This window comes from Marinobacter panjinensis, from assembly GCF_005298175.1.
Classification (GTDB): Bacteria; Pseudomonadota; Gammaproteobacteria; order Pseudomonadales; family Oleiphilaceae; genus Marinobacter; species Marinobacter panjinensis.
In genome coordinates this window covers 2,522,636-2,547,116 of the sequence record NZ_SZYH01000001.1, presented here as the reverse complement: position 1 = coordinate 2,547,116, position 24,481 = coordinate 2,522,636, and the positions used below count along the sequence as shown (strand labels likewise).

The following is a 24,481-nucleotide window of genomic DNA, read 5'->3' as shown; positions in this document are numbered from 1 at the left end:
AAAAATCAGCTGCTTCCGGAGTAGGTTGGTAACAGATAGCAGAAGTTGGCAGATTCCCAGCTTGTTGATTTAAAACGTTTTAGTGGGAATTAAAGGAACTTTCAGAGTACTTGGCGGTCAACGCTTCAGTTGGTATATTTATTGATCGCTTGGTTCGGAGGATAAGATATGGGTACGAATTTACAGGTGATCGACAGACTGGTTCCCGGCGCTAATCTGGAAGCCTATATCCAGGCGGCCAGCCGTATTCCGGTACTTTCTGTCGAGGAAGAGCGCAAGCTCTCAGAGCGGCTGCATTACGAAGGTGATGTTGAGGCCGCCCGTGAGCTGGTTCTTTCGCATCTGCGCTTCGTCATCCATATTGCGCGCAGTTATGCCGGTTATGGCCTGTCCCAGTCCGACCTGATCCAGGAAGGCAACGTGGGCCTGATGAAAGCCGTCAAACGCTTCAATCCGGAATATGGCGTGCGCCTGGTGTCCTTTGCGGTGCACTGGATCAAGGCCGAGATTCACGAATTTATTCTGCGTAACTGGCGCATCGTCAAAGTGGCAACCACCAAGGCCCAGCGCAAGCTGTTCTTTAATCTGCGCAGCCAGAAGAAGCGTCTGGCGTGGTTGAGTCACGATGAGGTCAATGCGGTGGCCAGTGACCTGGGTGTTGAGCCCAAAGTGGTCCGCGAAATGGAGGGCCGTCTGGCTTCCCACGATACGGCATTCGACGGGCCCCAGGATGATGACGACGACAATGCCTATCAGGCACCGCAATATTACCTGGAAGATCATCGCAGCAATCCGGCTACTCAGCTTGAGCAGTCGGACTGGACGGATGACTCCAACGGTCGCCTGATGGCGGCACTGGAGCTGTTGGACGAACGCAGCCAGGATATCTTGCGTGAACGTTGGTTATCTGACAGCAAGTCTACGTTGCATGAGCTGGCTGATCGGTATGGTGTGTCTGCTGAGCGTATTCGTCAGCTTGAGAAGAACGCCATGAAGAAGATCCGTGCCCAGATGACGACGGAAGAAGTCGCCGCTTAAGCCCGAAAGAATACCGGGCTTGGTCAGAACGCCACCACCCTTATGCCGGGTTGGTGGCGTTTTTGTTTGTATACTCTCTTTTTGGTTGCTTAACTCGAATTTTCGGGCGGAAGTGAGTGGGCAGGCCCTTCCAAAACGCGCCTCAAGACGTCCCTGTTCGGCTCGGGCTCCGCCATCCATGGCTCCGCACGGTTTTGGAAGGGCCTGCCCACTCACTTCTGCGGCATTGGGAATAGGAGTTCTGGAATTGTGACAGCGAATCTTCACGTAGCTTTCCTTGGAATTGGACTAATGGGAGCGCCCATGGTCCGGAATCTGTTGGATGCCGGTTTCTCCATGACGCTTTGGAACCGTACAGCCAGTAAGTGCGAGCAATTTAACGGCGAGGCAACAACTGCCGATTCTCCGAAAAATGCTGTCCGTGATGCCGATGTGGTGATCACCATGCTGGAAAATGGCGACGTGGTGGATGACGTGATGGTGACACAAGGTGGTATTGCGTCACTCAAGGCGGGGGCGGTGTATATTGATATGAGTTCGGTGCAGCCTTCGCTGGCTCGTCGCCATGCTGCTCTGGCTCAGGAACAGGGCGCCGGATATGTGGATGCGCCCGTGTCGGGTGGAACCGTCGGTGCCGAGCAGGCGCGGCTGAGTATTATGGCCGGGGGCTCGGAAGTGGATATTGAGCGGGTGCGGCTGGTTTTTGAGGCCCTGGGTAAATGTACTCCCATTGGTCCCGTTGGTGCCGGGCAACTCGCGAAGCTGGCTAATCAGGCGATTGTGGGTATTACCATTGGTGCGGTTTCCGAGGCGTTGTTGCTGGCTGCGAAGGGCGGTGCGGACCCGGCCGCTGTGAGGGAGGCGCTGATGGGTGGCTTTGCGGGCAGCCGGATTCTGGAGCTGCACGGTCAACGAATGATTGACCGGGATTTTTCTCCCGGTGCTCCGGCGCGGATTCAGCTCAAGGATCTGCGCATGATTCTCGATGAAGCCCGTTCCGAGGGGTTGACGCTGCCGCTGGCGCAGCAGGTGCATAATGAATATCAGAGCCTGGTAGCCAATGGGCACAGTGACGTGGACCATAGTGGCCTGTTGCTGGAATTGGAGCATCTCAATGGGGTCCTGTTGGGTTCCGCGCCAGCCATCAAACGTAAGGGATAACCCATGCCTGTATTCGCTGCGAACCTCTCCATGCTGTATACCGAAGTGGATTTTATGGATCGCTTCCGGCTGGCTCGGGAGGCGGGGTTTTGCGGTGTCGAGTATCTGTTTCCCTACGACTGGCCGGAAGAGGATCTGAAGCGGGCGCTTGAGGAAAATGGGCTGACTCAGGTGCTGTTCAACCTGCCCCCCGGCAACTGGAGCGCTGGTGAACGCGGTATTGCCTGCCTGCCGGACCGTGTGCAGGAGTTCAGGGCGGGTGTGGACCAGGCCATTCGCTATGCCCGGGTCCTGAACTGCAGGCAGGTCAACTGCCTGGCCGGTATCCGGCCAGACACGCTGGAGGAGTCGCTGGCCTGGCAAACGCTGGTGGACAACGTGAACTATGCTGCCGGGAGGCTTGAAGACGAAGGTATCACCCTGTGCCTGGAAGCCATCAACTCGCGGGTGGATATACCGGGCTTTTTCCTGGATACCTCCGCCCGGGTGATGCAGTTAATCGAGGCGGTTGATGCTGGCAATGTGAAGCTGCAGTACGACATCTACCACATGCAGATCATGGAGGGGGATCTGATCCGCACCGTGGAGTGTCTGTTGCCCTGGATTGGCCACATCCAGTTTGCTGATAATCCCGGCCGCCATGAGCCCGGTACCGGTGAGATTAACTTTTGGAATGTTTTCGCAGCCCTTGATCGCTTGGGGTATGGTGGCTGGGTGAGTGCGGAATATCGCCCTAGTGGCGCCACGGGGGATAGTCTGGGCTGGTTTCGGCAGGGAGCGTGACCGTCGCCAATGGCGACACCCTCTTACAAGATCGTAACTGGCCGGCAACCGATGTTCTTCGTACCCTAGCTGTTAATGTAATCCGCTATTCAGGAGGATAACCGGTGAAAGCACTGGTAATTGAAGACGATCAGGACGTGGCAAACTACCTTGTTAAAGGGCTGAAAGAGTCTGATTTTGTCGTGGATCATGCGGCGGATGGCAAGGACGGAATGATGATGGCCGCCAGCGAAGATTACGACATCATGATTGTTGACCGCATGCTTCCGGGTATGGATGGCCTGTCGATTATCAAAACGGTGCGTGCCACCGGAAACCAGGTGCCTGTGCTGATTCTCAGCGCCCTGGGCGATGTGGATGATCGGGTGGAAGGCCTGCGTGGTGGCGGCGACGACTACCTGACCAAGCCCTTCTCCTTTACTGAGTTGCTGGCCCGGATTGAATCCCTGGTTCGCCGCAATCGCCAGTCCGCTGAAACCGAGACGGTATTGAAGGTGGCGGATCTGGAAATGGACCTGCTGGCCAGAACGGTCAAGCGGGCAGGGCACAATATCGACGTTCAGCCCCGGGAATTCCGTCTGCTGGAATACCTGATGCGCAATGCCGGGCAGGTGGTCACCCGAACCATGCTGCTTGAAAAGGTCTGGGATTATCATTTTGATCCCCAGACCAACGTCATTGATGTGCATATCAGCCGCCTGAGGGCAAAAATCGACAAGGAATTCGATACCCCACTGCTGCAGACCATCCGGGGTGCAGGATACATGTTGCGTGAAACTGCTTAGCCAACTCAGAACCTCATCGTTCCAGTTAGCCCTGCTGTATATGGTGGTGTTCGCCACCTCGGTTTTTTTGTTGTTGGCGTTTATCTACTGGCGCACAGCAGGGTTCATGACTGCCCAGACCGATGAAACCATCGAGGCCGAGATTGCCGGCCTCGCTGAGCAATACCGCGGCAGCGGTATCAATGGGCTGATATCCATTATCCGCGAGCGTGTCGCTCGCGACCCTAACGCCAAGTCCATTTACCTGCTTACTACCGACGATTTCCTCAAGCTTGCCGGCAATATCGAAACCTGGCCCAAGGGTTCACGCTCGGAAAGTGGCTGGATCAATTTCACGCTGGACCAATCCGTAGGCTGGACGGGGCCAGAGCGCCTCGCACGTGCCCGGATATTCGAGGTGCAGGGTGGCCTGCGCTTGTTGGTCGGTCGAGATGTGGAGGAGCTTACCAATCTCAAACGGGTGATAGAAACCGCCATCAACTGGGGCATGGGGATTACGCTCGCCCTGGCCCTGCTTGGCGGTTTTCTGATGAGCCGTAGTACCACCCGGCGTATCGAGGTAATCAATAATACCTCCCGACGAATCATGAACGGGCATCTTTCCCTTCGCATACCCACCCGGGGTACCGATGACGATTTCGACCAGCTGGCGGAAAATCTCAACCAGATGCTGGACCGGATTGTGTACCTCATGGAAGGTATCCGGCATGTTTCCGACAGTATTGCCCATGACCTGAGAACCCCGCTGACCCGGCTGCGCAACCAGCTGGAGAATACCCTGATGTCCGTGGACAACGACGAAGCTCGAGACCAGGCGGGCAAAGCCGTGGCGGAGGCGGATCAGTTGCTGGCTACCTTCAATGCCCTGCTACGGATCGCGCGCCTGGAAACCCGTGGCAATGCTGCGGATATGAAGCAGGTCTCTCTGGGGGAACTGGTCAGCGATGCCTGCGAACTGTACGAGGCGCTGGCGGAAGACAAGGAGCAGGATTTCGAGCAGTCGCTGGAAGACCAGGTGGTGGTCGAGGGGGATCGGGATCTTTTGTTCCAGATGGTCAGCAACCTGATCGACAACGCCATCAAGTACACCCCCGAACAGGGCAAGATCCGTGTCAATGTTCGCAAGGAAGGGAACGATGCGATTTTCGAGGTGGGGGATAGCGGTATCGGCATCCCCGACGAAGAGAAAGACCAGGTTTTCCAACGTTTCTACCGGGTTGGCAAGAGCCGGTCATTGCCGGGTAATGGTCTTGGGCTCAGTCTTGTCAGTGCCGTGGCCGAGATACACCAGGGAACCATTTCCCTGAGCGATCACCATCCCGGGGACGAGTACCCGGGGCTAATGGTGACCGTTCGTATGCCGGCGTACTCCCCGAACCGGAAACGCCTCAAGGACACCCAGACACTTACGGCCCCGGAAACCGGAGAGCACGCGTCTCCGAGCGAGCTCAAAGGTGCCTGATCAGTGGCCGGAAACACCACGGAATTGGTTTACACGGCTGATGAGAGGCCTGATCAGCGGATCGGTACGGGTTTCGATGGCGGTCAGCAGGCCATCGAACTGTGAACGGCGGCGATCAAACTTCGCCTGAATGCTGTCCCATTCACCTTCCAGATGTTTCTGTTCCAGCATGATGAAAGCGGCCAGGTTGTGGCGGTTCAGTTTGCCGGTAATGCCGTATTGGTCCAGCCGGTAGCCGATGCTATCCAGACCGTTCAACGCCGTGTTGATGAGTTTTTGCGTGTTCATGTTGGTGCCCCGTTTGTTCGAAAAGTGCCGGTCGATGAAAGCTTCAAGTTAGTAATACGGTTATTTGAGTAAGACATTAACGCCGCGCTCTAGAGTGAACAACCTAATCCCTGCTCTGAAAAAAACGTAATCGAGCGGCCACTGCTGTGTAACCTCGACTATGCACAATGGAGGATGTAGTTATGGAAGCCGGCGGAAACTCCGCTTGCTTCTCCCTCCAGCACAGCGCTAGCCTTACCCCGTTTTTACGGGGTTTTTTTATTTCTACACGATGATTTTCATATGGCCAGAACCCGCTAAATAATAGCGGAGGGCGAAAGGCCACATCGCCAGCCTTAAAAAGCTCAGAGGTCTGTTGCCTGCCCTGCAGTCAATCGACTTGATAGTTTATCAATACAATCTCCCATGCTTTTGTCGATTCTGGTGTTCTGACTACGATTTCATCGCCTACGCTCTTTCCGAGACAAGCTTTAACCACGGGAGCATGTACGGAGACATAATGTTTTTTGCCGTATATCTCGTCGGGACCAACAATCCTAAATGTAAGTTTGTCATCGCTTTCATCAGCCAGAGTGACCCAGGCCCCAAAGAAGGCTTTTCCCTCTTGGACAGGGCTATAGTTGACAATTCGCAGCTTGGAAAGGCGGTTTCTCAAATACCTGACCCGGCGGTCGATTTCCCTGAGTCTTTTCTTGTTATATTGATAATCCGCGTTTTCAGAGCGGTCACCGAGGCTTGCCGCCCATTGCACCTTTTTGGTGACCTCAGGGCGCTCCTTCCGCCAAAGATAATCCAGTTCTTGCTGTAATTCGGTATAACCTTCCGGGGTAATAACGTTAGTATCCATAGGCCTTAAAGATAGGTTAGTGCTTATTTCATAGCATCCATGATTTCTCCATATTCTGAGATCGAGAAGCCCCACTTGCCAGGGAAATTTTCTGAGGTGAGGTATTCGGGGCCCAGCGCAATGTCATGGAGTTCCTTGTTGGCTGCTGCCACCTCGGAAACCTGTATACGAGTCAGTAGTTTGCGGTTCGTATTCTGAATTTCTCCTTCGATAAGCGTGACACCCCGCGGCCTCAAACTGAGGTCGTTTCGAATGCCTCCGGAGTGATCACCACGCAGTTGGATCGGACAAATGTACTGAATCGAGAGAATTGCAATGTTGAAGAACGCATGTAGGGACTAACTATGTGATCCAGTTAACAATTCGATGGGGTTTTACGGAATTTCACAGTAATGTGTTCGAAACCTGAGCGCCTTACCTTCATTAATTCACTGTAATTTTATAGGATTCTGGCTCGTTACAAGCTCTGTAGGCAGGGACGCTGTCTAATATCGGCCTGATATTAAGATTGGGTGCTGGATCAGCCCATCTCCTGCGTTACTACAGCAGTTTTCATGTACAAGCGGAGTCTTGGCTGTGGGCAGGAAATTTTCGGTTCGGTGTCTAGAAGTTCTAGCGGTCCTTCTTTTTTCAGTATCTTCCACGGGATATGCGCACAATGGCGCAGACCACCAAACTGGTGGGCAGGAGGCAATTTTAAATTCGGCCCTTCACTGGCTGGAGCTATCCCAGCAACCCAATGGTGGTGTCACAAACGCTTCTGATATTTCAACAAACCGGCAGTCTACTGCCGAAGCGTTGCAGGTTTTTCAGCTACTGAGTTCATCTTCAGCTGATAAACAGGCCGCCCTGGAGTTTCTAACCACTGGTCTCGCGGACTTAACCTCAGAACAATTGTCGCGTCTATTACTGGCTTTAGCTCAAGCAAACCAACCGTTTGACGAGGTAAAAGCAGAATTGCTTTCTCGTCAGGGGGCTGATGGGGGCTTTGGTCATTTTGCGGGTTACGACAGCACTGCTTTAGACACAAGTTATGCACTCATAGCTTTACAGGCTGCAGGTTCCGATGTCCTCGTTGCAGGTGACGCATTACAATTTTTCTCATCCGCACAACAGGCAGATGGCTCTTTTCCTCTCTATGAGGATCAAGCATCCGTCATGGTTACGGCGCTCGCGACCAAGGCACTGAAACCCTACCTTTACACCCACGACATTGCTGACGTGCTTCGCGGGAGCGTCAACTACCTTTATTCTGCCCGAAACGCAGATGGCCATTGGGGCACCGCTTGGGAGAGTGCGCTAGCACTGCAGGCCCTCATACCGGTTACAACTGATGTGAGTAAATATGGTAAAGCGGTTGATTTCCTGAAGGCTAGCCAGTCGCCTGAAGGTGATTGGGGCCAGCAGGTTTATACGACATCAATCTCAGTTGCCGCATTAAAGATGCTCGCATCAATTGATGTTCCGGTTGATCCGGAAAAAGCGGTAGTTGCAGGCCGATTGGTGGATGCGTCTTCGGGCGCCAGTATCCCGAGCGCCACCATTGATGTACTTGGTTTCAGTAATGAAGATGTTGCCATTAGCTCAGATGGCAGTTTTGTTATCTCTAACCTTGGCTCTGACTCGTACGTCGTTGCATATTCTGCAGCGGGTTATCTAGGTGCATCTCAAAGCATTACCCTGCAAAAAGGGCAGTTCGCAAACGTTGGCACCATTCGACTGGCTGTGGCACCAACGACGGTTCTCATATCGGGTGTGATCACAGAATCTGGGTCTGGGAGCCCGGTCCCGGGTGTGACGATCACATCAGTTGTGGGGGGTAATACGAACAGCACCGTGAGCGGGGTCGACGGAACGTATCAATTGCTCAGTGAGCCGGGAACTGCAACTTTGTCGGTTCAATCATCCGACTACTATCCTGTTTCCGCCACTGCAGACCTTCAAGCCGGCACTCGAGTCAGCTTTTCACCATCTCTGCAGGCATTAACCGAAGACCAGCCTAATAGCTCAAGTGTTTCGGGAACGGTCGTAGACAGCAACGCGCAGCCTATCGAGAACGTGTCAATTTCAATTGTGGGCAGTAGTTCCGTATCCCTAACAAATGAAGTGGGTAGCTTTGAGCTAACGAATCTGGATGGCGGAAATATCTCGGTAGCCGTCAGGAAGTCAGGTTTCGAATCGGTCAACTTCAGCTTGGTCGTGCCCGATAGAACGAACGTCGATATCGGTTATATCAGCCTGAAGGAAGAAGCCGTGTTGCCCTCTACTTCGATTCGTGGGCAGGTGGTCGATATGGTCACCGGCCTCGGTGTGCCAGGAGCTAGCATTTCTGTCGGAAGTTCAAAAACCACTTCGGACGTGAACGGGTTCTACCAATTATCCGATATTCCGGTTCTTGAATTTACCGTATCTACCAATGCATCAGGGTACCTGTTCTCAAATAAAGACGTCTCTCTCGCAGAACATACCGATTTGAATCTCGATATAAATATTCGAAAAGCTGACCTGGGTGGCGTGAATATTGTTCAAGCAACCACAGAGAAGTCAGTTTATGGCGCCTATGAACCTGTGTTGATAACAGCGGACGTTGAGAATGATACAGCTCTTAATCAAGGTGCAAGATTCTACGTTCGAGTGTTGAACAGTGAGGGCAAAGAGGTAGAGAGCTTTTCGGGAGCGAACCTTCCTCCTCTAGATCCGCAGAGCGATCCGGAGGAACTGGCGCACTATCAGGAACATCTTGAGGCCGCGATTCAAGACTTTGCTCCTGGTGAGCAAAGAAGCATCAAGCTTGAGCAGTGGTGGAACACCTTGGTGGTAAAACCAGGTGTCTATACGATCACTGTGCAGGCCCTTGACGGCACAACAAGCAATTTCGTCTCGGAGAGCAGTACAACGGTAACCGTTGAACCCACGAATGTGTTGGCTTCTTTGGATCCAAAGGCTTCTCCAGGTTATGTGCTGCTGAACAACCAAGCTGATATTGAACTCTATGCGGAGATATACAACCGCTCCAACATCAATGTAAATCTTGAGTTCGATTATTTGCTCACCGATCCCGATGGCCGAGTAATCACCCAAGGACATAGTCAGCTTGAGCTGGCACCCGAAAATACTAACGCGCGTCAAGTTCTCTCAGTGTTGCCATATGACTTTGATGCCAGCGGCGAATACCGACTCGTTGTGGAAAACGTATCCGGTGCAACCGTTAGCTCTCAGTCAACGGGAATAATCTTCGTTCCGCCATCAATCAGATTGAAAGCAACGCAGTCACTCAGCCCAGGCGAAGTGGTGCCACTGGAGGGTGTATCGGTAGAGAGCAAGATTCAGGTAGAAGGAGTTGATGGTGAATAAGATGGATCGAAACCTGGCGAAGGCAATCATTAGCCGTTTTACCTGTGTAATTTTACTGGTTCTCAGCGTTTCTGTTGCAGAAGCTAGTCACTTCCGCTTTGGTCATTTTGCTTACGAAGCTCGGCCAGATATTTCGCCGACAACGGCCGATTTTCGAATGACGGTTGCGTTTCGGAGTAGCGCATTCGGACATCCGAATATTGGCCAAACATTCCGTCCAGGTCGATTTTATTACGGTGACGGAGCTTCCTCTAATCATAGTTATCGGGTCATTGCGAGGAACCTCCAAGAGGATTGGATTGTAGGCGAAGCTGTTGATACGCGGAATGAGAACGATATTGTCCGTCACTCCTATCCATCGGTTAATAATGACGGTCAACCTTGGCTAGGAAAGTTCGAGAGCTGCTGCAAAATTGGCGGGCTTCGTAATTCAGGTAGCACCTGGAGGGTTTTCAACCGAGTGAACCTGGAGGAAGGCAATTCGTCTCCATTCAGTAACCTACCTCCTATCGTTAGCTGTTCCAAATATGACTGCAGATTCCTGGTGCCTGCGGTTGACCCTGACGGCGATAAGCTGACATGGAGGATGTCTACGCGGTCAGAATCTGCAATTAATGGCATTCCCTCCGGTATGAACATCGACAGCGAGACGGGGCTGTTTACTTGGACAGGGGCCGAGTCATTCAGTAATGGCTTGTACACCGTTCAAGTCACGATCGAAGACCGTGATCAAGAGGGTAATGTTAAAAGTACTGCGGCGATCGATTTTCTCCTTAATCTCCGTGATCAAGGTGTGAATGCCTCACCAGAATTTGATCATCCGCCAACTCCGGAGGCTGGCAGCGTCATTAAGGCGGTTGTTGGTCAGAAACTCACTCTGACCGTTCAAGCTACGGATCCAGATCCCAACGATCAGGTGTTTTTGAATCATGTTGGTTTGCCGATTGGGGCAACTTTCGAGCAAACCGTGTCTGGGAGCACCACGGGAGTTGCAACGCTTGAGTGGACACCGACCAGTGCCGATATGGGGGAAAATTTAGTAACCTTCCTAGCGAACGACAATCGTGGGGGCGCATCCTCTCCAGTCGGTGTCAAAATTGAAGTTATAAAGCCAGCTATCTCTGATGTGAAGATAACCAGCACTATTTCAACTTCAGATATCCAGATCGATACTTCCTCCTACTCCGTGCCGCCTTCTCAGGTTGCTGTTGAAAATGATCGAACTATTGTCACTTGGGAATTCGATACTTTCCGCGTGGGACAGCTGGAGAGTCTTGCTACAGATTTGAAATTGTTCAATGTCCAGCCCGGAACCCAGCGAGTAGTAACCGAGCAGTTGGAAGTCTCGTATACAGACATTGACGGCGATCCTGTCCGAGAAACGCTCGGCGAACAAAAGGTCAAGGTGGCGCCCACGCTGACGACTATTGCTGTGGATACCGATAAGGATCTGTATTCCCCATCCGAGCAAGTGATCATTACCGGTCTGCTGGAAAATCAGAGTGACATTCAAGCTGATGCGAGGGTTGCGCTAACCATCGTCGATAGTCAGCGGGTGCTTGTAAGTGATTTTGGTGTGTTCGATGTTCAAGCCATCGCGCCGAAAGGACAGGTCTCAATTCCTTCCGAGGTTTTCGATACCACGAGTATCTATGCAGGAACCTATGAAGTAGTTGCTCAACTACTCGATAGTGATGCAGAAGTTTTGACTCAGGCCGTTGCGCCCTTTGCCATATCAACCTCCAATGGTTCGCTGACCCAAGTTGGTGCTCTGGTCAATACTGACAAGCCAAAGTATCAGGCGTGGGACCAGGCGCTGATTGATTTCAGGGTTCGCAACCTCAGCCAGAACGGGGTTTTCGATGGTGGTGTTGGGACGCTTCAGATCAGTCGTCCCAATGGCGAGCTACTGGCAGAAGAAACCTATGATCTGAATAGCCTGGTCCCTCAGGGCTCAAGTGATCGCAGGTATGCCCTGGCGTTGGTTGATAGAGAGGCTGGTACTTATCAGGCACGTTGGGTTATCAGCCAAGACGGTGAGGAACTCGCGAGCAGTCAGGCGAATTTCCAGGTTGAACGCTCCGAAACCCTTTCTTTGTTGGGTGAGGTCACTCTGGACTATTACGAAACCGGAGAGGCTAAAGCTTGCCATTTCGAGACAACGAATCGCAGTTCTCAGGCAGAGGTAAAAGCCAATCTTATTTATCAGTTGGTGAGTCTGGTTGATGGTTCTGTGGTCTATCAAATCCGTGAAGAGAACACTGCTGTCAGCAATACAAATGGCCATCTATACCAGTTGCTGTTGTCTGATCCCCCTGCTTACGGTGGCTATGGCTGCATATCAATGGCAGAGATAGATGGCGAGTTGATTGAGTTGGCCGCAGCAGGCTTTGAAGTCGTGCCTCCAGACCTGAATGCTGAGGTTCTTCCTGCCGCAAAGGGCAAGCTTTTGGTGCTGATCGATAACTTGGGAACTGCCACTCAAGATTATAACGATGCAAGTCTTCAAAGAGCATATTTGGAAGAGTTGCTCACAACCAATCAATGGCATTACACCCTGGTAGACAACGCAGTTGAATTTGAGACTGCGTTTAATTCTGGGTTATACAGCGCCGCGGCACTTCTCTCCGATAAAGTAACACTGAGTCCGAAAGTGGAGCAGTTGCTAGTAGAGGCCCAGCACAATGGTATGGGGCTGCTGGTGAGTGGAAGCTGGAATCGGCGTAACAGCAAAATCGAAAAAGCTTTAGGCATTAAGCTAACTGGTAAAAACAACCAAGTTAGCGCCATTTTTGACAACGGCGTCATAGATCAGCCGGTTGCCAGTGATGCGATAGTGGCGCCGGGTTTGGCAATGGCGCATTGTGACGCTGATGTGTGGGCAGTGTTTGGTGGTGGAAGAAATGCAAGCGATAGCTGTGCCTATGCACATGCGCCTGCTGCCGTCACTGCTGGTAAGTACGGGCGCGGCGGCAACAGCTACTTTGCCTACGATGTTTTAGATCTCGCCACTTCCTATCAAGGTTTGCATGAACAGCTTCTGCTTGAAGCCTTGCTTGCTGTTCAGCCCAATGCTTGGCCTGCTGCGCCAGGCCGCTTAGTTCCCGTTGCGATCACTCTGGAAAACCTAAGCCGTAAAGCGGCCGTTGATGTGCGCTTTACGTTGCCGCAGGGCGGAGAAGTGATCGAAAGCCAGATGCCCACCACTTTCGATGATGGCACTTGGTTGTGGCAGCGTGACTTTTCTTCGCCAACTGACGCGACCAATGTCCTTTACATACTGCTCCCGGACGGCGTGGCGGGTGAAGTTAGTCTTCATGTTGAAATCAAAGCGGGTATTAACCGAGATCTCATGGTTGATGATAGTGAGCTGACCTATGTCCTCGGAAATCTTGATGGATCCTCTAAATACCAAGTCGCTTCTGATCTTTTACAGCAGCTAGAAACCGATGGTCCAGGAATTGCGAAATTCCAGTTCATTGCCAAAAAATTGGACGCCGCTGTTCGTGACCAAGCTAAAGGAAAACTGAATAACGCGATTAAATCGATTTTGTCAGCCGTGGATGAGATTTCCGAAGAGGAACATACAGTGGCTAATCAACTCCGATTCGCACTGGATGCATGGCTGTACCAGCTCCAGAGACGACTTTGATTGTAGCTACGCAAAAAATCACTTTTTTGATGAGCAAGCAGGTATTTGCTTGCTCAACCAACTTTATTTAAAACCGACGGCTTAGTTTGGGGATAACGATGAATGGCTTGACCATGGACGCATTTCGTTCCGGTAAATTCTCTAAGGGCACCTCAGCCTTTACCGCTTTTATGTTTACTTTTGTCTTTTACCTATCACCCAACGGTAAGGCAGTAGCCGATGAACTCACCAAGGAAGATGTTCGTCAGGCCAAGATCGAAAAAATCCTCGAAAACACCCCTGAGAAGAAGCTGGCCCATCGGCTAGAAAAGCTCAAACAAAAGCTCTCCAAGGAACTGCCCAATGCCGTCGAAAAACGCAACGAGGGAAAAGGTTGGGTTTCAAAAGCCTTAGATACTGTCGGCATAGGTGACATGCCACTGACTGCCGGTGAGATCGCTGAGCTTAATGATCTGAAAACGGGAATAAACCAGGCGTACGACGAGGCGATTACGGAGTTTGATCAGGAAGGCACACGACTCTCCGCTAGACAGGGCATGCCCGAAGGCGTGAAGGAGCTAATCCGCGAGCGTCACGCTGAGGCTTTGGAGCGGGTACAAAAGCGATACGGCACTGTCAAACACGATTTGGAGCAACTGACCACCACACAGGACGCTGAAGAGCAGCAGGAAATTCTGGATAAACTCAGCGAAAGCCTCGGCAACGAGAAGTTCAAGCGCAGCCACACTGCTGATGATCCCAATAAGCTGCCATGGCGTTCACCCTCAGACAAAGTGCGTGAGCCCAAGACCAACAAGCGCAATCTTCAGGCAGCGCTCGGCATCGATTCCTATGCAGAATACGTGCAAGTGGCCTCAAGAGATCTGACGCCTGAAATGCTGGTATCAGGTGATGTCGCTGTCGGCAAAGGGGTGACTGAGGCGGACTTGCAAGAAACTATCGATATTCAGATCACCGACGAAATTAGAGAGCTGGCTGAGAGTCTGGATAACAACCCGGTCGAAATATACACCTGGGTCCACAACAATATCCGCTTTGTTCCCAGCTATGGTTCGATTCAAGGGTCACAGTACACGTTGGAGACCAAGCGCGGTAACGCTTCGGATACGGCAAGCCTGCTACTTTCATTACTGCGCGCGGCGAATATCCCGGCTAAATACGCTTACGGTACCGTAGAAATTCCAGTGGACAAGGTGATGAATTGGGTGGGTGGTGTCACCAAACCAGAAGCAGCACAAAGCCTGTTGGGACAGGGTGGTATTCCTAATGTCGCCTTGATCGAAGGCGGGAAAATCACAAAGATTCGTATGGAACACACCTGGGTAGAAGCATTCGTGGATTTTGAGCCTTCCCGAGGTATTAAGAACCGCGAGGGGGACAACTGGATCCCCATGGACGCTTCTTTTAAGCAGTATGAGTTCACGGAAGGGATGAGCCTCAAGGACCGTGTCCCATTTGATGCCCAGTCGCTGAAAAGTAACATCGAAGAAAAGGTAGTGAATAATGAGGAAGACGGTTGGATTGAAAATGTTCCACAAGGGGATATCGAGGCCGAACTTCAACAATTCCAGAGTCAAGTCGAGAATTTTATAGCTGACCAAAACCCCGATGCGACCATAGGAGAAGTGCTAGGTTTACAAGAAATTCGGGTACTCCCTCCACGGCCGTTAGCAGCAGGCTTACCCTATCAGCACATAGTGACCCAGGACAGCTTCTCGGAGCTACCGGAAAGCTTAAGGCACAGATTTAAATACGAGCTGGCTACACAAAGCTATGGCTTTTCCAACTCTCCATTTATAAGCGTGAATGAACCGACCGCTAAACTCGCAGGCAAAAAATTGGCATTGAGTTTTAGGCCAGCGACTGATGATGATCGAGCAGTCATCGAAAGCTACTTGCCAGCCCCGGATCCAAACATAGACCAAATAAATCCCGACGGGTTGCCTAATAGCCTACCCGGTTACCTAATTAATCTTGTTGCGGATTTCACAATTGATGGCGATGTGATCCAAAGTTCGACGGCTCAAACAATGGGTGCAGAATTGCATGAAACCTTAGGCCTGTTCAGCCCAAGTCACAATTGGTTTACGAGTGATAATGCTCCGATTGTAGGGGAGCATCGTGTTATTGGACTAGATTTACAGGGAATTAGCCCTAGTCATGCCGAAGCTCTGAAGGACAACCTTGAGGAGACCAAGGTTAAGCTTGAGAGTAGGGATAGTAGCCAACTCGCTACCCTGTCCAAACAGGATCTCATTGGAGACCTTCTGCATGGGACCATAATGAGCTATTTTGCGATTAATGATCTTCAAGAAGACATCCAGGCGCAAAGTTCGAATATGGTGACTTATCGCTTACCAAGTTATGGAATCTTTTCAACGACATTACAGCCTCAATATTGGTTCGGCGTGCCGAGAGACACGAACTTCAGTGGGCTTACTATCGATGTAGACGCGGTAACGTTCCATGGGGTGGCTAAAGATAACAGCAACCAAACTCGTGTTAACTTTACTAGGTCCTCTGGTACTCAATGGAGCGCAAATGAACACTTAATTCCAGAAAAAGTTTTCTCCACTCCCGAAGCCCCGGCATATGGAATTTCGGCCGTAAAAGCGCTAGCCCTAGCTGGTGCAGAGGGGCAGAAAATTTGGACTATAGACCGGAACAACGTGAGTTTGGCGATCAGCCAAATCAATCTTGGCTCTGAAGTGGAAACAGAAATTCGGAACGCTGTCTCCGCAGGTAAAATTGCCACTGTTCATGAACAAAAGATAACCTACCGCAACTGGGTCGGCGCTGGATATTTGCTAATTGATCCTGAAACGGGTGCGGGAGCATATAAGATAGCAGGGGGCGCTAATGGAGGGTTCCTAGATGGCTTGGGGTCTATAGCAACGTGGTTAGGATTGGGTTTCGCATATAAAGAGTTATTAGCTCTAATTGCGACCTCCCCCTCTATTGTTCAACTTTTTTCTCAGATAGGCTCGTTTTTGTTTGCTCTTTCCTTTGGCCTGTCTGTGTACGACTTGGCGACGAACTGCTCAGATGCTAACGCTGCGCGTTTGTTCATCATCGTATATACCGTGGTGACTCTGATGGTGCTTGCTTTACTGTTTGCCTTTGCCGGACCTCTTGGGACTATTATTGGATTATCTCTGTTGGGCTTCGGTTTAAATAGAATGAGTTCGCTGATTAAATCAACGCCACTATGTAGGTGATTTTATGAACGAAAACTTTCGAGGGAAGATATTTTTTGTTGAATTTTCGCTACTGATTCTATGCCTTTTTAGTTTTATTTTATTTGGATTTGGGATGGAGTTTGTGATTCTGTTGGCAGGGTCGATTGTTATTGTTGGGCAATATGCTAAAGGCGGTGGAAAAATCAATAAAGTTGGCGGTGCTCTTATTGTTGTCGGAATAATTCTTTCTGTTTTTCGTTTGCAAGAATTATAGAGCCATCGCTTACTTTTCGACTCAACATCGAAAATTTCGAAGGAAAGACTGAATTAAAGCCCCGCATCAGGGGCTTTTTTTGGTGTCGCCGCGCGGAGCGCTGGGCAACCCGACGGGCACTGTCCCGGTACAGATAGTGTTGAATGGAAAATAGTATGTTTTTGGGGGGGTTCTAATACATTTACGGCAAGAAACAGCTGCGGGAAATTGACCGCCGCGTCCGTTTCCTGAGCAAGAGACTGGACGAACTGACGGTGGTGGATCGGCTGCCGGATGACCGGAACAAGGTGTTCTTCGGTGCCTGGGTGACCATCGAGAACGAAGAGGGCGCCAAAAGCACCTATCGTCTGGTTGGGCCGGATGAGTTCGACCTGTCCCGCGGTTATCTGAGCATCGATTCTCCCATAGCCCGGGCACTCCTGGGCAAACGTGTTGATGACGAAGTTGGCGTGCGCACTCCTGACGGCTGGAACCATGTGGTTATCACCGATATCCGATACGAGCCACTGACTCCTGACTAGTGAGGAGTGTCACAAAACTGGCGAACGCACGGGTTTTTTGTCGTGTTTGGCGATAGACTGATCAAAAATTGTCAGTCGTTGCACGACAGGGAACAAAAAAGGCAAGGGTTATGGGCGGATTCGATTCAGTCAGGACAACAATGGGGTTTGTAGCGCTGGTGGTGGCTCTGTCACCGCTGGTGTGGGCGCAAACCGGCGAAGAGCCTGTCGAGGGTGGCGCATTCAACTACGAAGAGCGCTCAACCCTGGAGACCATCCCCTTCAGTTCCATGGAGGAGGAGTCCCTGGCCAATACCGTGATTGAAGGCGGGCTGGAAGCGCCCGCCGCCGGTGTGCCGGTGCAACCGCGAACAGACGAGGACTTCTACCTTGACCCGCTCGCCCTGCAACCCCGTGATCCCCGCACAGACCTCGGACGCAGCGAAATCCCGGTGGAATTCCGTTTCAGCAATCCCAAGTCCATTCCGGGGCAGACCCACGGAGACAACTACATTATCCGGCCACCGACCAATCGGAACTACGGAGCGTTCAATACCACAACCACTGAGCGCTGATCCCCGGGTTCAGGCGGCTACGGTCCCTTCCGGCTCGGTTCTGCCCAGTACATCCTCGTAAAAGAATGCCAGTGCCTGTTTTGCCTGATTCAGGCGTGCCCGTGAGAGTTGCAGGCGTTCAGTCAGATAGGACAGGAACAGCTGCCGGTCATCGGGCTGCAGCGTCTCAGGATTTTTCAGGTTATGGAACAGCACAAACCGGGAGATCCAGTGGAGGTAGGTCTGCTCTGCCCGATGGTTAAGCTGGTGTTTGCGGATGGCGCCAGTCACTCGGCTGACGAGGCCGGGCTGCGACTGTTCGAGCGCCTCGGTAGTATCCATAATGTGTCTTCCCTGTGAATCGTTGTTCTTATATTGCGCGCATCTTATGACAATCGTTTGACCGCCGCAAAAACTTTCACTGGGAAAATTGACCAAGAGCAACAATCGTCAGGACTGCTGCTCCGGTGAATGGCTGGCTGCCCGGTTACTTCAGGGCTTCCAGCTTGTCGATGTACTGTTGCATGGCGTCCTCGGAAGAAGTGCCCTTGACCTTTTCCCAGGCGTCGTATTTGGCGCGGCCAACGAAATCCATCATGCCCGGGCGCTTGCCGCTGACATCACCTTCGGTGGCCTGCTTGTAGAGGGCATAGAACTCCAGCTTCAGTTCGTTGGACGGCTTGAAGTCGCCCTCAGCGTTCTGGATGTAGTTTACGGCTTCGTCGAAACGGGTTTTCAGGTCGCTCATGCGGGGTTCCTTTTTTTGGTGTTGAATCCGTTACTCACGGTGGCCCAGAGTATATCCAGACGCAATGGTGCCGTCATTGGCAGATCGTTCCAAACCGCTCAGCGTTACCGTCACTGGCAGTGCCTCATGGCCAAAACCTCGACGGCTTGGCAATTCCTTGCCCGGGAACGGGTTTTTGCCAGAAGCTGGCCAGTTTTTGCTTGAGTGGCTGATTAATTCTGTGTAAAGTTTTGCCCGTAGCGTGCCAGGAAGGCGCGCGCAAAGGACTGTAATACAGCAACTGAGTTTGCACATGGACCACAGGGAGCAAGCGCATGTCTTCAAAAGACGGTTCCGTCGCGCCTAAAGAGCGCATCAATATCAAGTATGTCCCCGCCACCGGTGATCAGCAGGCTGAAACAGAGCTACCGCTGAAGATGTTTGTCGTTGGTGACTTCAAGGGGCAGGCCGAAGAAACTCCGATCGAAGACCGCAAGGCGATTTCCGTCGACAAGAACAACTTCCGTTCTGTGATGTCGGAAGCCGGTCTCACCCTCTCCACCACGGTCACCAACAAACTGGACGAAGAAGCCGAAGAACTGCCGGTTAACCTCGACTTCCAGACCCTGGATGACTTTTCCCCGGATAGTATCTCCCGCCAGGTACCGGAGCTGAAGAAGCTGATTGAGCTTCGCGAAGCACTGGTTGCCCTCAAGGGCCCGCTGGGTAACGTGCCATCGTTCCGGTCCAAGCTGCAGGAACTGCTGGACAACGATGATGCCCGCGACAAACTCCTCCAGGAGCTTGAGCTGGCCACGGACGAAAGCGGCGAATAATCCGGACTCTGCCATTGCTGGCAGGTTTCACTTTTCTATTAAAACGTACTGAAGGGATGTGGTATGTCTGATACTGCTGAGCAGCATTCTGCTGCCTCCGAATCCGTTGCGGATGGCCGTCAATCAGGAGCTGAAGGCTCTCTGCTGGACCAGGTAATGGCCAACAGTCGCATGGCGCCCGCCGATGAAGGATACGATGTGGCGCGCCGCGGTGTGGCGACGTTTATCTCCAACCTGCTGAAAAGCGACGAGAAAGGCCAGCCGGTCAACAAGGCTCTGGTGGACCAGATGGTGGTCGAGCTGGACCGCAAGATCAGCGCCCAGATGGATGAAATCCTGCATGCACCCAAGCTGCAGGAACTGGAGTCCTCCTGGCGTGGCCTGAAACTGATGGTTGATCGCACGGATTTCCGCGAGAACATCAAGGTGGATATCCTCCACGCCACCAAGACCGAACTGCTGGAAGACTTCGAGTTTGCGCCCGACGTGACCCAGACGGGTTTCTACAAGCACATCTACTCCACCGAATACGGCCAGTTTGGCGGTGAGCCAGTAGGCGCCGTGGTCGGTAACTATGCGTTCACGGCTTCCACTCTGGACATGAAGCTGCTGCAGTACGTGTCTTCCGTGGGTGCCATGGCCCATGCGCCGTTCCTGTCCTCCGTTGCGCCATCCTTCTTCGGTGTCGACAGCTATCAGGAACTGCCCGCCATCAAGGAACTGAAGGCCGTTTTCGAAGGCCCGAAATACGCCAAGTGGCGCTCCCTGCGTGAGTCCGAAGACGCTCGTTACCTGGGCCTGACATCACCACGCTTCCTGCTGCGGGTGCCTTACGACCCCACCGAAAACCCGGTGCGCAGCTTCAACTACAAGGAAGAGGTGTCCGGTGACCATGAGCATTACCTGTGGGGCAACACCGCCTACCTGCTGGCCACGCGCCTGACCGAGAGCTTCGCCAAGTACCGCTGGTGCCCGAACATCATCGGTCCGCAAAGTGGTGGCTCGGTGGAAGACCTGCCGGTTCACACGTTTGAATCCTTTGGTCAGCTGGAAGCCAAGATCCCGACCGAGGTGCTGATCACCGACCGTCGCGAATACGAAATGGCCGACGAAGGCTTCATCGCCCTGACCATGCGCAAGGGCAGCGACAACGCGGCTTTCTTCTCCGCCAACTCGGTGCAGAAGCCCAAGCAGTTCCCCAACACCAAGGAAGGCAAGGAAGCGGAAACCAACTACAAGCTGGGTACGCAACTGCCTTACATGATGATCGTCAACCGCCTGGCGCACTACATCAAGGTGCTGCAGCGGGAGCAGATCGGTTCCTGGAAAGAACGTCAGGATCTTGAGCGGGAGCTGAACACCTGGATTCGACAGTACGTGGCCGACCAGGAAAACCCGCCGGCGGATGTTCGCAGCCGTCGTCCGCTGCGTGCTGCCAAGGTGATTGTTTCCGATGTGGAAGGCGATCCGGGCTGGTACTCGGTCTCCCTGGCGGTTCGTCCGCACTTCAAGTACATGGGTGCGAACTTCGAGCTGTCACTCGTCGGCCGTCTGGACAAGGACTAACCCGTGTTCAGGAGCACCGGTGCTGACGGTGTTCAGGCGTCGGGCGGCAGTTTGTTCGAGCGTTTGGAACAGGCTGCCGAACCCGCGGGGCAGGGCATGGGGGAAGTGACCCATGTGGTGGATTCCATCAAGCGCCATCTGGTTCGCCTGCTGAATGCCCATCCGGGCAACAGCGAGAGCGTGCCGGACCTGGGGCTGGTGGATTTCAACGACGCCACGCTTGGCACCCATGACCTGAGCATCCGTATTCGCAGCGCGATACGGCAGTGTATTGAGAAGTTCGAGCCCAGGGTGCACCGGGTGGATGTGATGGCAATGCCCCAGGGGCCGGATCCATTGCAGTTGCGGTTCCAGGTGACGGTCTACCTGAAGGTGGGTTCAGAAGACGATAAGACGACCATCGATTTGTTATTGGATGACAAGCGCTACTACCGAGTGATCTAACGTCACTGGCAGTAGCAAGCAGACACGGATGAGAGCAGGTGATGCGGGTGGCCGCCCAAAAGTGTGCGGAGCCATGGATGGCGGAGCCCAAGCGCCCATGGATGGCTTGAGCGTCTTTTGGGCGGCCACCCGCATTGCCTGCTCGGAGTCAGCGGGGACGGCGATACCTTTTCCTCTGGGAAAAAGAACTCGCTTCGCTCAGACACCTTTTTCCCGGCGGAAAAGGCATCCCCGTCCCCTCGATCGAACTTTGGTGTAGTGGTTCTATGAAGTTGAATCGATTTTACAGGGACGAACTGAGTTTTCTCAGGCTACAGGGACGGGAGTTTGCGGATGCGCATCCTCAGTTGACCCGGTTTCTTTCTGAGCAGAGTACTGACCCGGATGTTGAACGGCTGCTGGAGGGCTTTGCGTTTCTGACGGGGAAGCTTCGTGAGAAGGTCGAGGACGAGTTTCCCGAGCTGACGCATTCGTTGCTGAATATGCTGTGGCCGAACTATCTCAGGCCGGTGCCCAGTTGCACCATTATGCGGTTTGATCCGCAGTTGCATGCCATCAGCGAGCGCCAGCGGGTTGAGCGGCATACCGAGATCAAGAGCCGGCCGCTGGGTGATGCTACACGGCAGACCCAGTGCCGGTTCCGCACCTGCCGGGCGGTGGATGTGTTTCCGGTGAGTGTGGCGGATGCCCATGCGGAGCATTCGCGGGAAGTGTCGTCTGTGACCGTGGACCTGGCTCTGCATAGTGACCAGCCGTTGTCCTCCCTGGGCCTGGATAACCTGCGGTTTTACCTGGGAGGCGAGAGCCATATTTCAGAGACGCTTTACCTGTGGCTGAATCACTACCTGAAGCGCATGGAGCTGGTGGTGGGGGATTCGGTGTTTTCCATTCCGGCCAGCCATCTGAAGCCGGTCGGGTTTGCCAGTGATGAAGCCCTGTTGCCGTATCCCAAGAACGCCTATCCAGGCTACCGGATTCTGCAGGAATACCTGAGTTTTCCCGAAGCCTTCCGGTTTGTGGATATCCAGGGCCTGAAAGCGCGGTTGCCGGCGGTTCAGGCGGATGAGGTCAGCCTGCGTTTCCACTTCAGCCGCATTCTGCCGCCGGATGCGAAGATCCGGGCGGAGAACTTTCAGCTTTACTGCACACCGGCCATCAATCTGTTTAGCCACGAGGCCGATCCGGTGGACCTGAACGGTCGACAGACAGAGTACCGGATTGCGCCGTCCAGCCGCTCGCCGGAACACTACGAAGTGTTCAGCATCGAGCAGGTGGAAGGCTGGCTGGAAGGCCGCTCGGGGCGCGGGGAGCCGCGGTTGTACACGGCCTTTGAGAGTTTCCAGCATGAAGTGGAGCGCGATCGTGGTCGCACCGCCCTCTATTACCGGGTAAAGGCCCGGGAGAGTGTGCGGGGGGATGGGTTTGATCACTACATTTCCTTCGTGCGCGGGGATGAGTCCGAGTGTATGAACCGCCAGGAAGCGGTATCGCTGACGCTCACTTGTACCAACCGGCAGTTACCGCATCAATTGGCGGTGGGGGAGATCTGCATGGCGACGGAGACCACGCCGGCGTTTGCGTCGTTCAGCAATATTACCCGGCCTACCCATACCTTGCGGCCGACGCTGGATGGCAGCCTGTTATGGACGCTGATCTCCAACCTGTCCCTGAACTACCTGTCGCTGCTGGATGTGGACGCCCTGCGCACGGTGCTGCGGGTCTATGACTTTCGTGCCCTGGTGGACCGCCAGGCGGAGCGAGTGTCCCAGAAGCGTCTGGCCGGCATCCTGGATATTGAAACCATACCAGTGGATCGGATGGTGCGGGGGCTGCCCGTGAGAGGCATTCGCTCGGTAATGCGACTGGATCAGCAGTCGTTTGCCTCGGAAGGCGATCTTTACCTGTTCGGCACGGTGCTCAGCCAGTTCTTTGCACTCTACGCCAGTATTAACGCATTTCACCAACTGGAAGTGGTGAACACAGACAACCAGGAACGGTACACATGGACGTTACAGCAAGGGCAGCAGCCTCTGATGTAGCCGAGCTGCAGCCCGTTCTGGGCAATGCACGGCGCTACAGTTTTTTTCAGCTGGTGGACCTGATCCATCGTCACCACGGTGATGATCTGGAGCGGTCCCAGGACGAACAGCCCCAGCGGGAGCGTATCCGCTTCTCGGCATCAGCCGGGTTGGGGTTTCCGGGCAGTGATGTGGTGTCGGCGGCGTCGCCGGAGCACGAACATGCCCCCTACCAGCTGGAAGTCAGTTTCCTGGGCTTGCACGGCTCCCAGTCGCCCCTGCCGGGATACTACCTGGAGGACCTGGCCTGGGAAGCCGGACAGAACCTGGGCATCCGGCGCCACTTCCTGGATTTCTTCAATCACCGGCTGGTGACCCTGTTTCATCGGGCGTGGCGGAAGTATCGCTATTACGTACGCTTTCAGCCGGAAGCATCGGATGGCTTTTCCGAGCATATATTTTCCCTGGTTGGCCTGGGAGACCCGCAGGTCAGGGCGGCCACACCGGTCAACTGGTCCAAGATGCTGGCCTATGCCGGGATGATGGCAGGCCGCAGCCGCTCGCCGGAGGTGGTCAGCGGCATCATCGGTCACTGTTTTGATCTCGACGACGTGGGCATTGAGCAGTGGGTACTGCGGAGGGTGGAGATTCCCCAAGACCAGCAAACCCGCCTGGGACAGGCCAATGCCTCCCTGGGTGAGGACACATTGGTTGGCTCCGGCATTCGCGACCGCAGTGGCAAGTTCATCCTGAGTATCCGTAACCTGGACCGGCAGCGATTTGCGGACTTCCTGCCCAATGGTTCAGACCACGACCGATTGGTGAAGCTGGTGGAGTTTGTCACCCGGGAACAACTCGCCTACGACCTGGAGTTGCAGATGCGCCCCAGGGACGTGAAACCGATGCAAATGGGCGCCGATGTGCGTCTGGGTTGGAATTCGTTTGTGACACCGGAAAAGGCCAGGAAGCTGCCCGCGGTGCGACTGCAGATACGCCGCTGATCTCAATGAACT

19 protein-coding genes and 1 pseudogene are annotated in these 24,481 nt (G+C 53.4%); 16 read left to right on the top strand and 4 right to left on the bottom strand.

Features of this window, described 5'->3' with window-relative positions; all coding sequences use genetic code 11:
- Positions 1–168 precede the first annotated feature (168 nt).
- The 5 genes from rpoH to FDP08_RS11655 all read left to right on the top strand — a co-directional run bounded on the left by rpoH (position 169) and on the right by FDP08_RS11655 (position 5,229).
- A complete protein-coding gene (gene rpoH, locus FDP08_RS11675) occupies positions 169–1,038 on the top strand; it encodes an RNA polymerase sigma factor RpoH (protein WP_137436323.1) in 870 nt (289 codons plus the stop codon).
- Between the two features lie 249 nt (positions 1,039–1,287).
- On the top strand, positions 1,288–2,199 hold the full coding sequence (locus FDP08_RS11670; RefSeq protein WP_137436322.1) for an NAD(P)-dependent oxidoreductase: 912 nt from the start codon (positions 1,288–1,290) through the stop codon (positions 2,197–2,199).
- 3 nt (positions 2,200–2,202) lie between these two features.
- Entirely contained in the window at positions 2,203–2,982 is a 780-nt protein-coding gene (gene hyi / locus FDP08_RS11665) for a hydroxypyruvate isomerase (RefSeq protein WP_137436321.1), read from the top strand.
- Positions 2,983–3,086: 104 nt separating this feature from the next.
- A complete protein-coding gene (locus FDP08_RS11660; protein WP_137436320.1) occupies positions 3,087–3,767 on the top strand; it encodes a winged helix-turn-helix domain-containing protein in 681 nt (226 codons plus the stop codon).
- The gene (locus FDP08_RS11655; RefSeq protein ID WP_137436319.1) at positions 3,754–5,229 is read left to right on the top strand and encodes a sensor histidine kinase; all 1,476 of its coding nucleotides are present in this window, start codon (positions 3,754–3,756) and stop codon (positions 5,227–5,229) included. Before FDP08_RS11660 ends, FDP08_RS11655 begins: the two co-directional genes overlap by 14 nt.
- Here FDP08_RS11655 and FDP08_RS11650 read toward each other — a convergent pair whose 3' ends face one another.
- Entirely contained in the window at positions 5,230–5,517 is a 288-nt protein-coding gene (locus tag FDP08_RS11650; protein WP_137436318.1) for a hypothetical protein, read from the bottom strand.
- A 370-nt stretch (positions 5,518–5,887) separates the two neighbouring features.
- Positions 5,888–6,364: a transcription elongation factor GreB gene (greB, locus tag FDP08_RS11645; RefSeq protein WP_137436317.1), complete on the bottom strand. Its 477-nt coding sequence runs from the start codon at positions 6,362–6,364 to the stop codon at positions 5,888–5,890.
- Positions 6,365–6,940: 576 nt separating this feature from the next.
- Between greB and FDP08_RS11640 the strand changes: the two genes are divergently transcribed.
- From FDP08_RS11640 to FDP08_RS11615, 6 genes and pseudogenes are all read left to right on the top strand, one after another.
- A complete protein-coding gene (locus tag FDP08_RS11640) occupies positions 6,941–9,718 on the top strand; it encodes a carboxypeptidase regulatory-like domain-containing protein (protein ID WP_137436316.1) in 2,778 nt (925 codons plus the stop codon).
- A gap of 1 nt (position 9,719) precedes the next feature.
- Positions 9,720–13,370 (top strand): Ig domain-containing protein, encoded by a 3,651-nt coding sequence (locus FDP08_RS11635; RefSeq protein WP_228263361.1) that lies wholly within the window; start codon positions 9,720–9,722, stop codon positions 13,368–13,370.
- Positions 13,371–13,468: 98 nt separating this feature from the next.
- Complete coding sequence (locus tag FDP08_RS11630; RefSeq protein WP_228263290.1) at positions 13,469–16,588, top strand: transglutaminase-like domain-containing protein; 3,120 nt, start codon at positions 13,469–13,471, stop codon at positions 16,586–16,588.
- A 4-nt stretch (positions 16,589–16,592) separates the two neighbouring features.
- Complete coding sequence (locus tag FDP08_RS11625) at positions 16,593–16,823, top strand: hypothetical protein (protein WP_137436315.1); 231 nt, start codon at positions 16,593–16,595, stop codon at positions 16,821–16,823.
- A gap of 176 nt (positions 16,824–16,999) precedes the next feature.
- Positions 17,000–17,344, top strand: a pseudogene (locus FDP08_RS11620) (GreA/GreB family elongation factor); the annotation flags it as partial.
- A gap of 140 nt (positions 17,345–17,484) precedes the next feature.
- The gene (locus tag FDP08_RS11615) at positions 17,485–17,898 is read left to right on the top strand and encodes a hypothetical protein (protein ID WP_137437312.1); all 414 of its coding nucleotides are present in this window, start codon (positions 17,485–17,487) and stop codon (positions 17,896–17,898) included.
- A 9-nt stretch (positions 17,899–17,907) separates the two neighbouring features.
- Here FDP08_RS11615 and FDP08_RS11610 read toward each other — a convergent pair whose 3' ends face one another.
- Together FDP08_RS11610 and FDP08_RS11605 are read right to left on the bottom strand one after the other, a co-directional pair.
- Positions 17,908–18,219: a site-specific integrase gene (locus FDP08_RS11610; protein WP_137436313.1), complete on the bottom strand. Its 312-nt coding sequence runs from the start codon at positions 18,217–18,219 to the stop codon at positions 17,908–17,910.
- A gap of 145 nt (positions 18,220–18,364) precedes the next feature.
- Positions 18,365–18,625: an acyl-CoA-binding protein gene (locus tag FDP08_RS11605; protein ID WP_137436312.1), complete on the bottom strand. Its 261-nt coding sequence runs from the start codon at positions 18,623–18,625 to the stop codon at positions 18,365–18,367.
- A gap of 314 nt (positions 18,626–18,939) precedes the next feature.
- Here FDP08_RS11605 and tssB point away from each other — a divergent pair, with 314 nt between their 5' ends.
- From tssB to tssG, 5 genes are all read left to right on the top strand, one after another.
- Positions 18,940–19,440, top strand: a complete 501-nt coding sequence (tssB, locus tag FDP08_RS11600) for a type VI secretion system contractile sheath small subunit (protein ID WP_137436311.1) — start codon at positions 18,940–18,942, stop codon at positions 19,438–19,440.
- 63 nt (positions 19,441–19,503) lie between these two features.
- On the top strand, positions 19,504–21,006 hold the full coding sequence (gene tssC, locus FDP08_RS11595; RefSeq protein WP_137436310.1) for a type VI secretion system contractile sheath large subunit: 1,503 nt from the start codon (positions 19,504–19,506) through the stop codon (positions 21,004–21,006).
- 3 nt (positions 21,007–21,009) lie between these two features.
- On the top strand, positions 21,010–21,450 hold the full coding sequence (tssE, locus tag FDP08_RS11590; RefSeq protein WP_137436309.1) for a type VI secretion system baseplate subunit TssE: 441 nt from the start codon (positions 21,010–21,012) through the stop codon (positions 21,448–21,450).
- A gap of 266 nt (positions 21,451–21,716) precedes the next feature.
- Entirely contained in the window at positions 21,717–23,489 is a 1,773-nt protein-coding gene (tssF, locus tag FDP08_RS11585) for a type VI secretion system baseplate subunit TssF (RefSeq protein WP_137436308.1), read from the top strand.
- Positions 23,453–24,469, top strand: coding sequence for a type VI secretion system baseplate subunit TssG (tssG, locus tag FDP08_RS11580; protein WP_137436307.1), 1,017 nt, complete (start codon positions 23,453–23,455; stop codon positions 24,467–24,469). Before tssF ends, tssG begins: the two co-directional genes overlap by 37 nt.
- Positions 24,470–24,481: the final 12 nt, after the last annotated feature.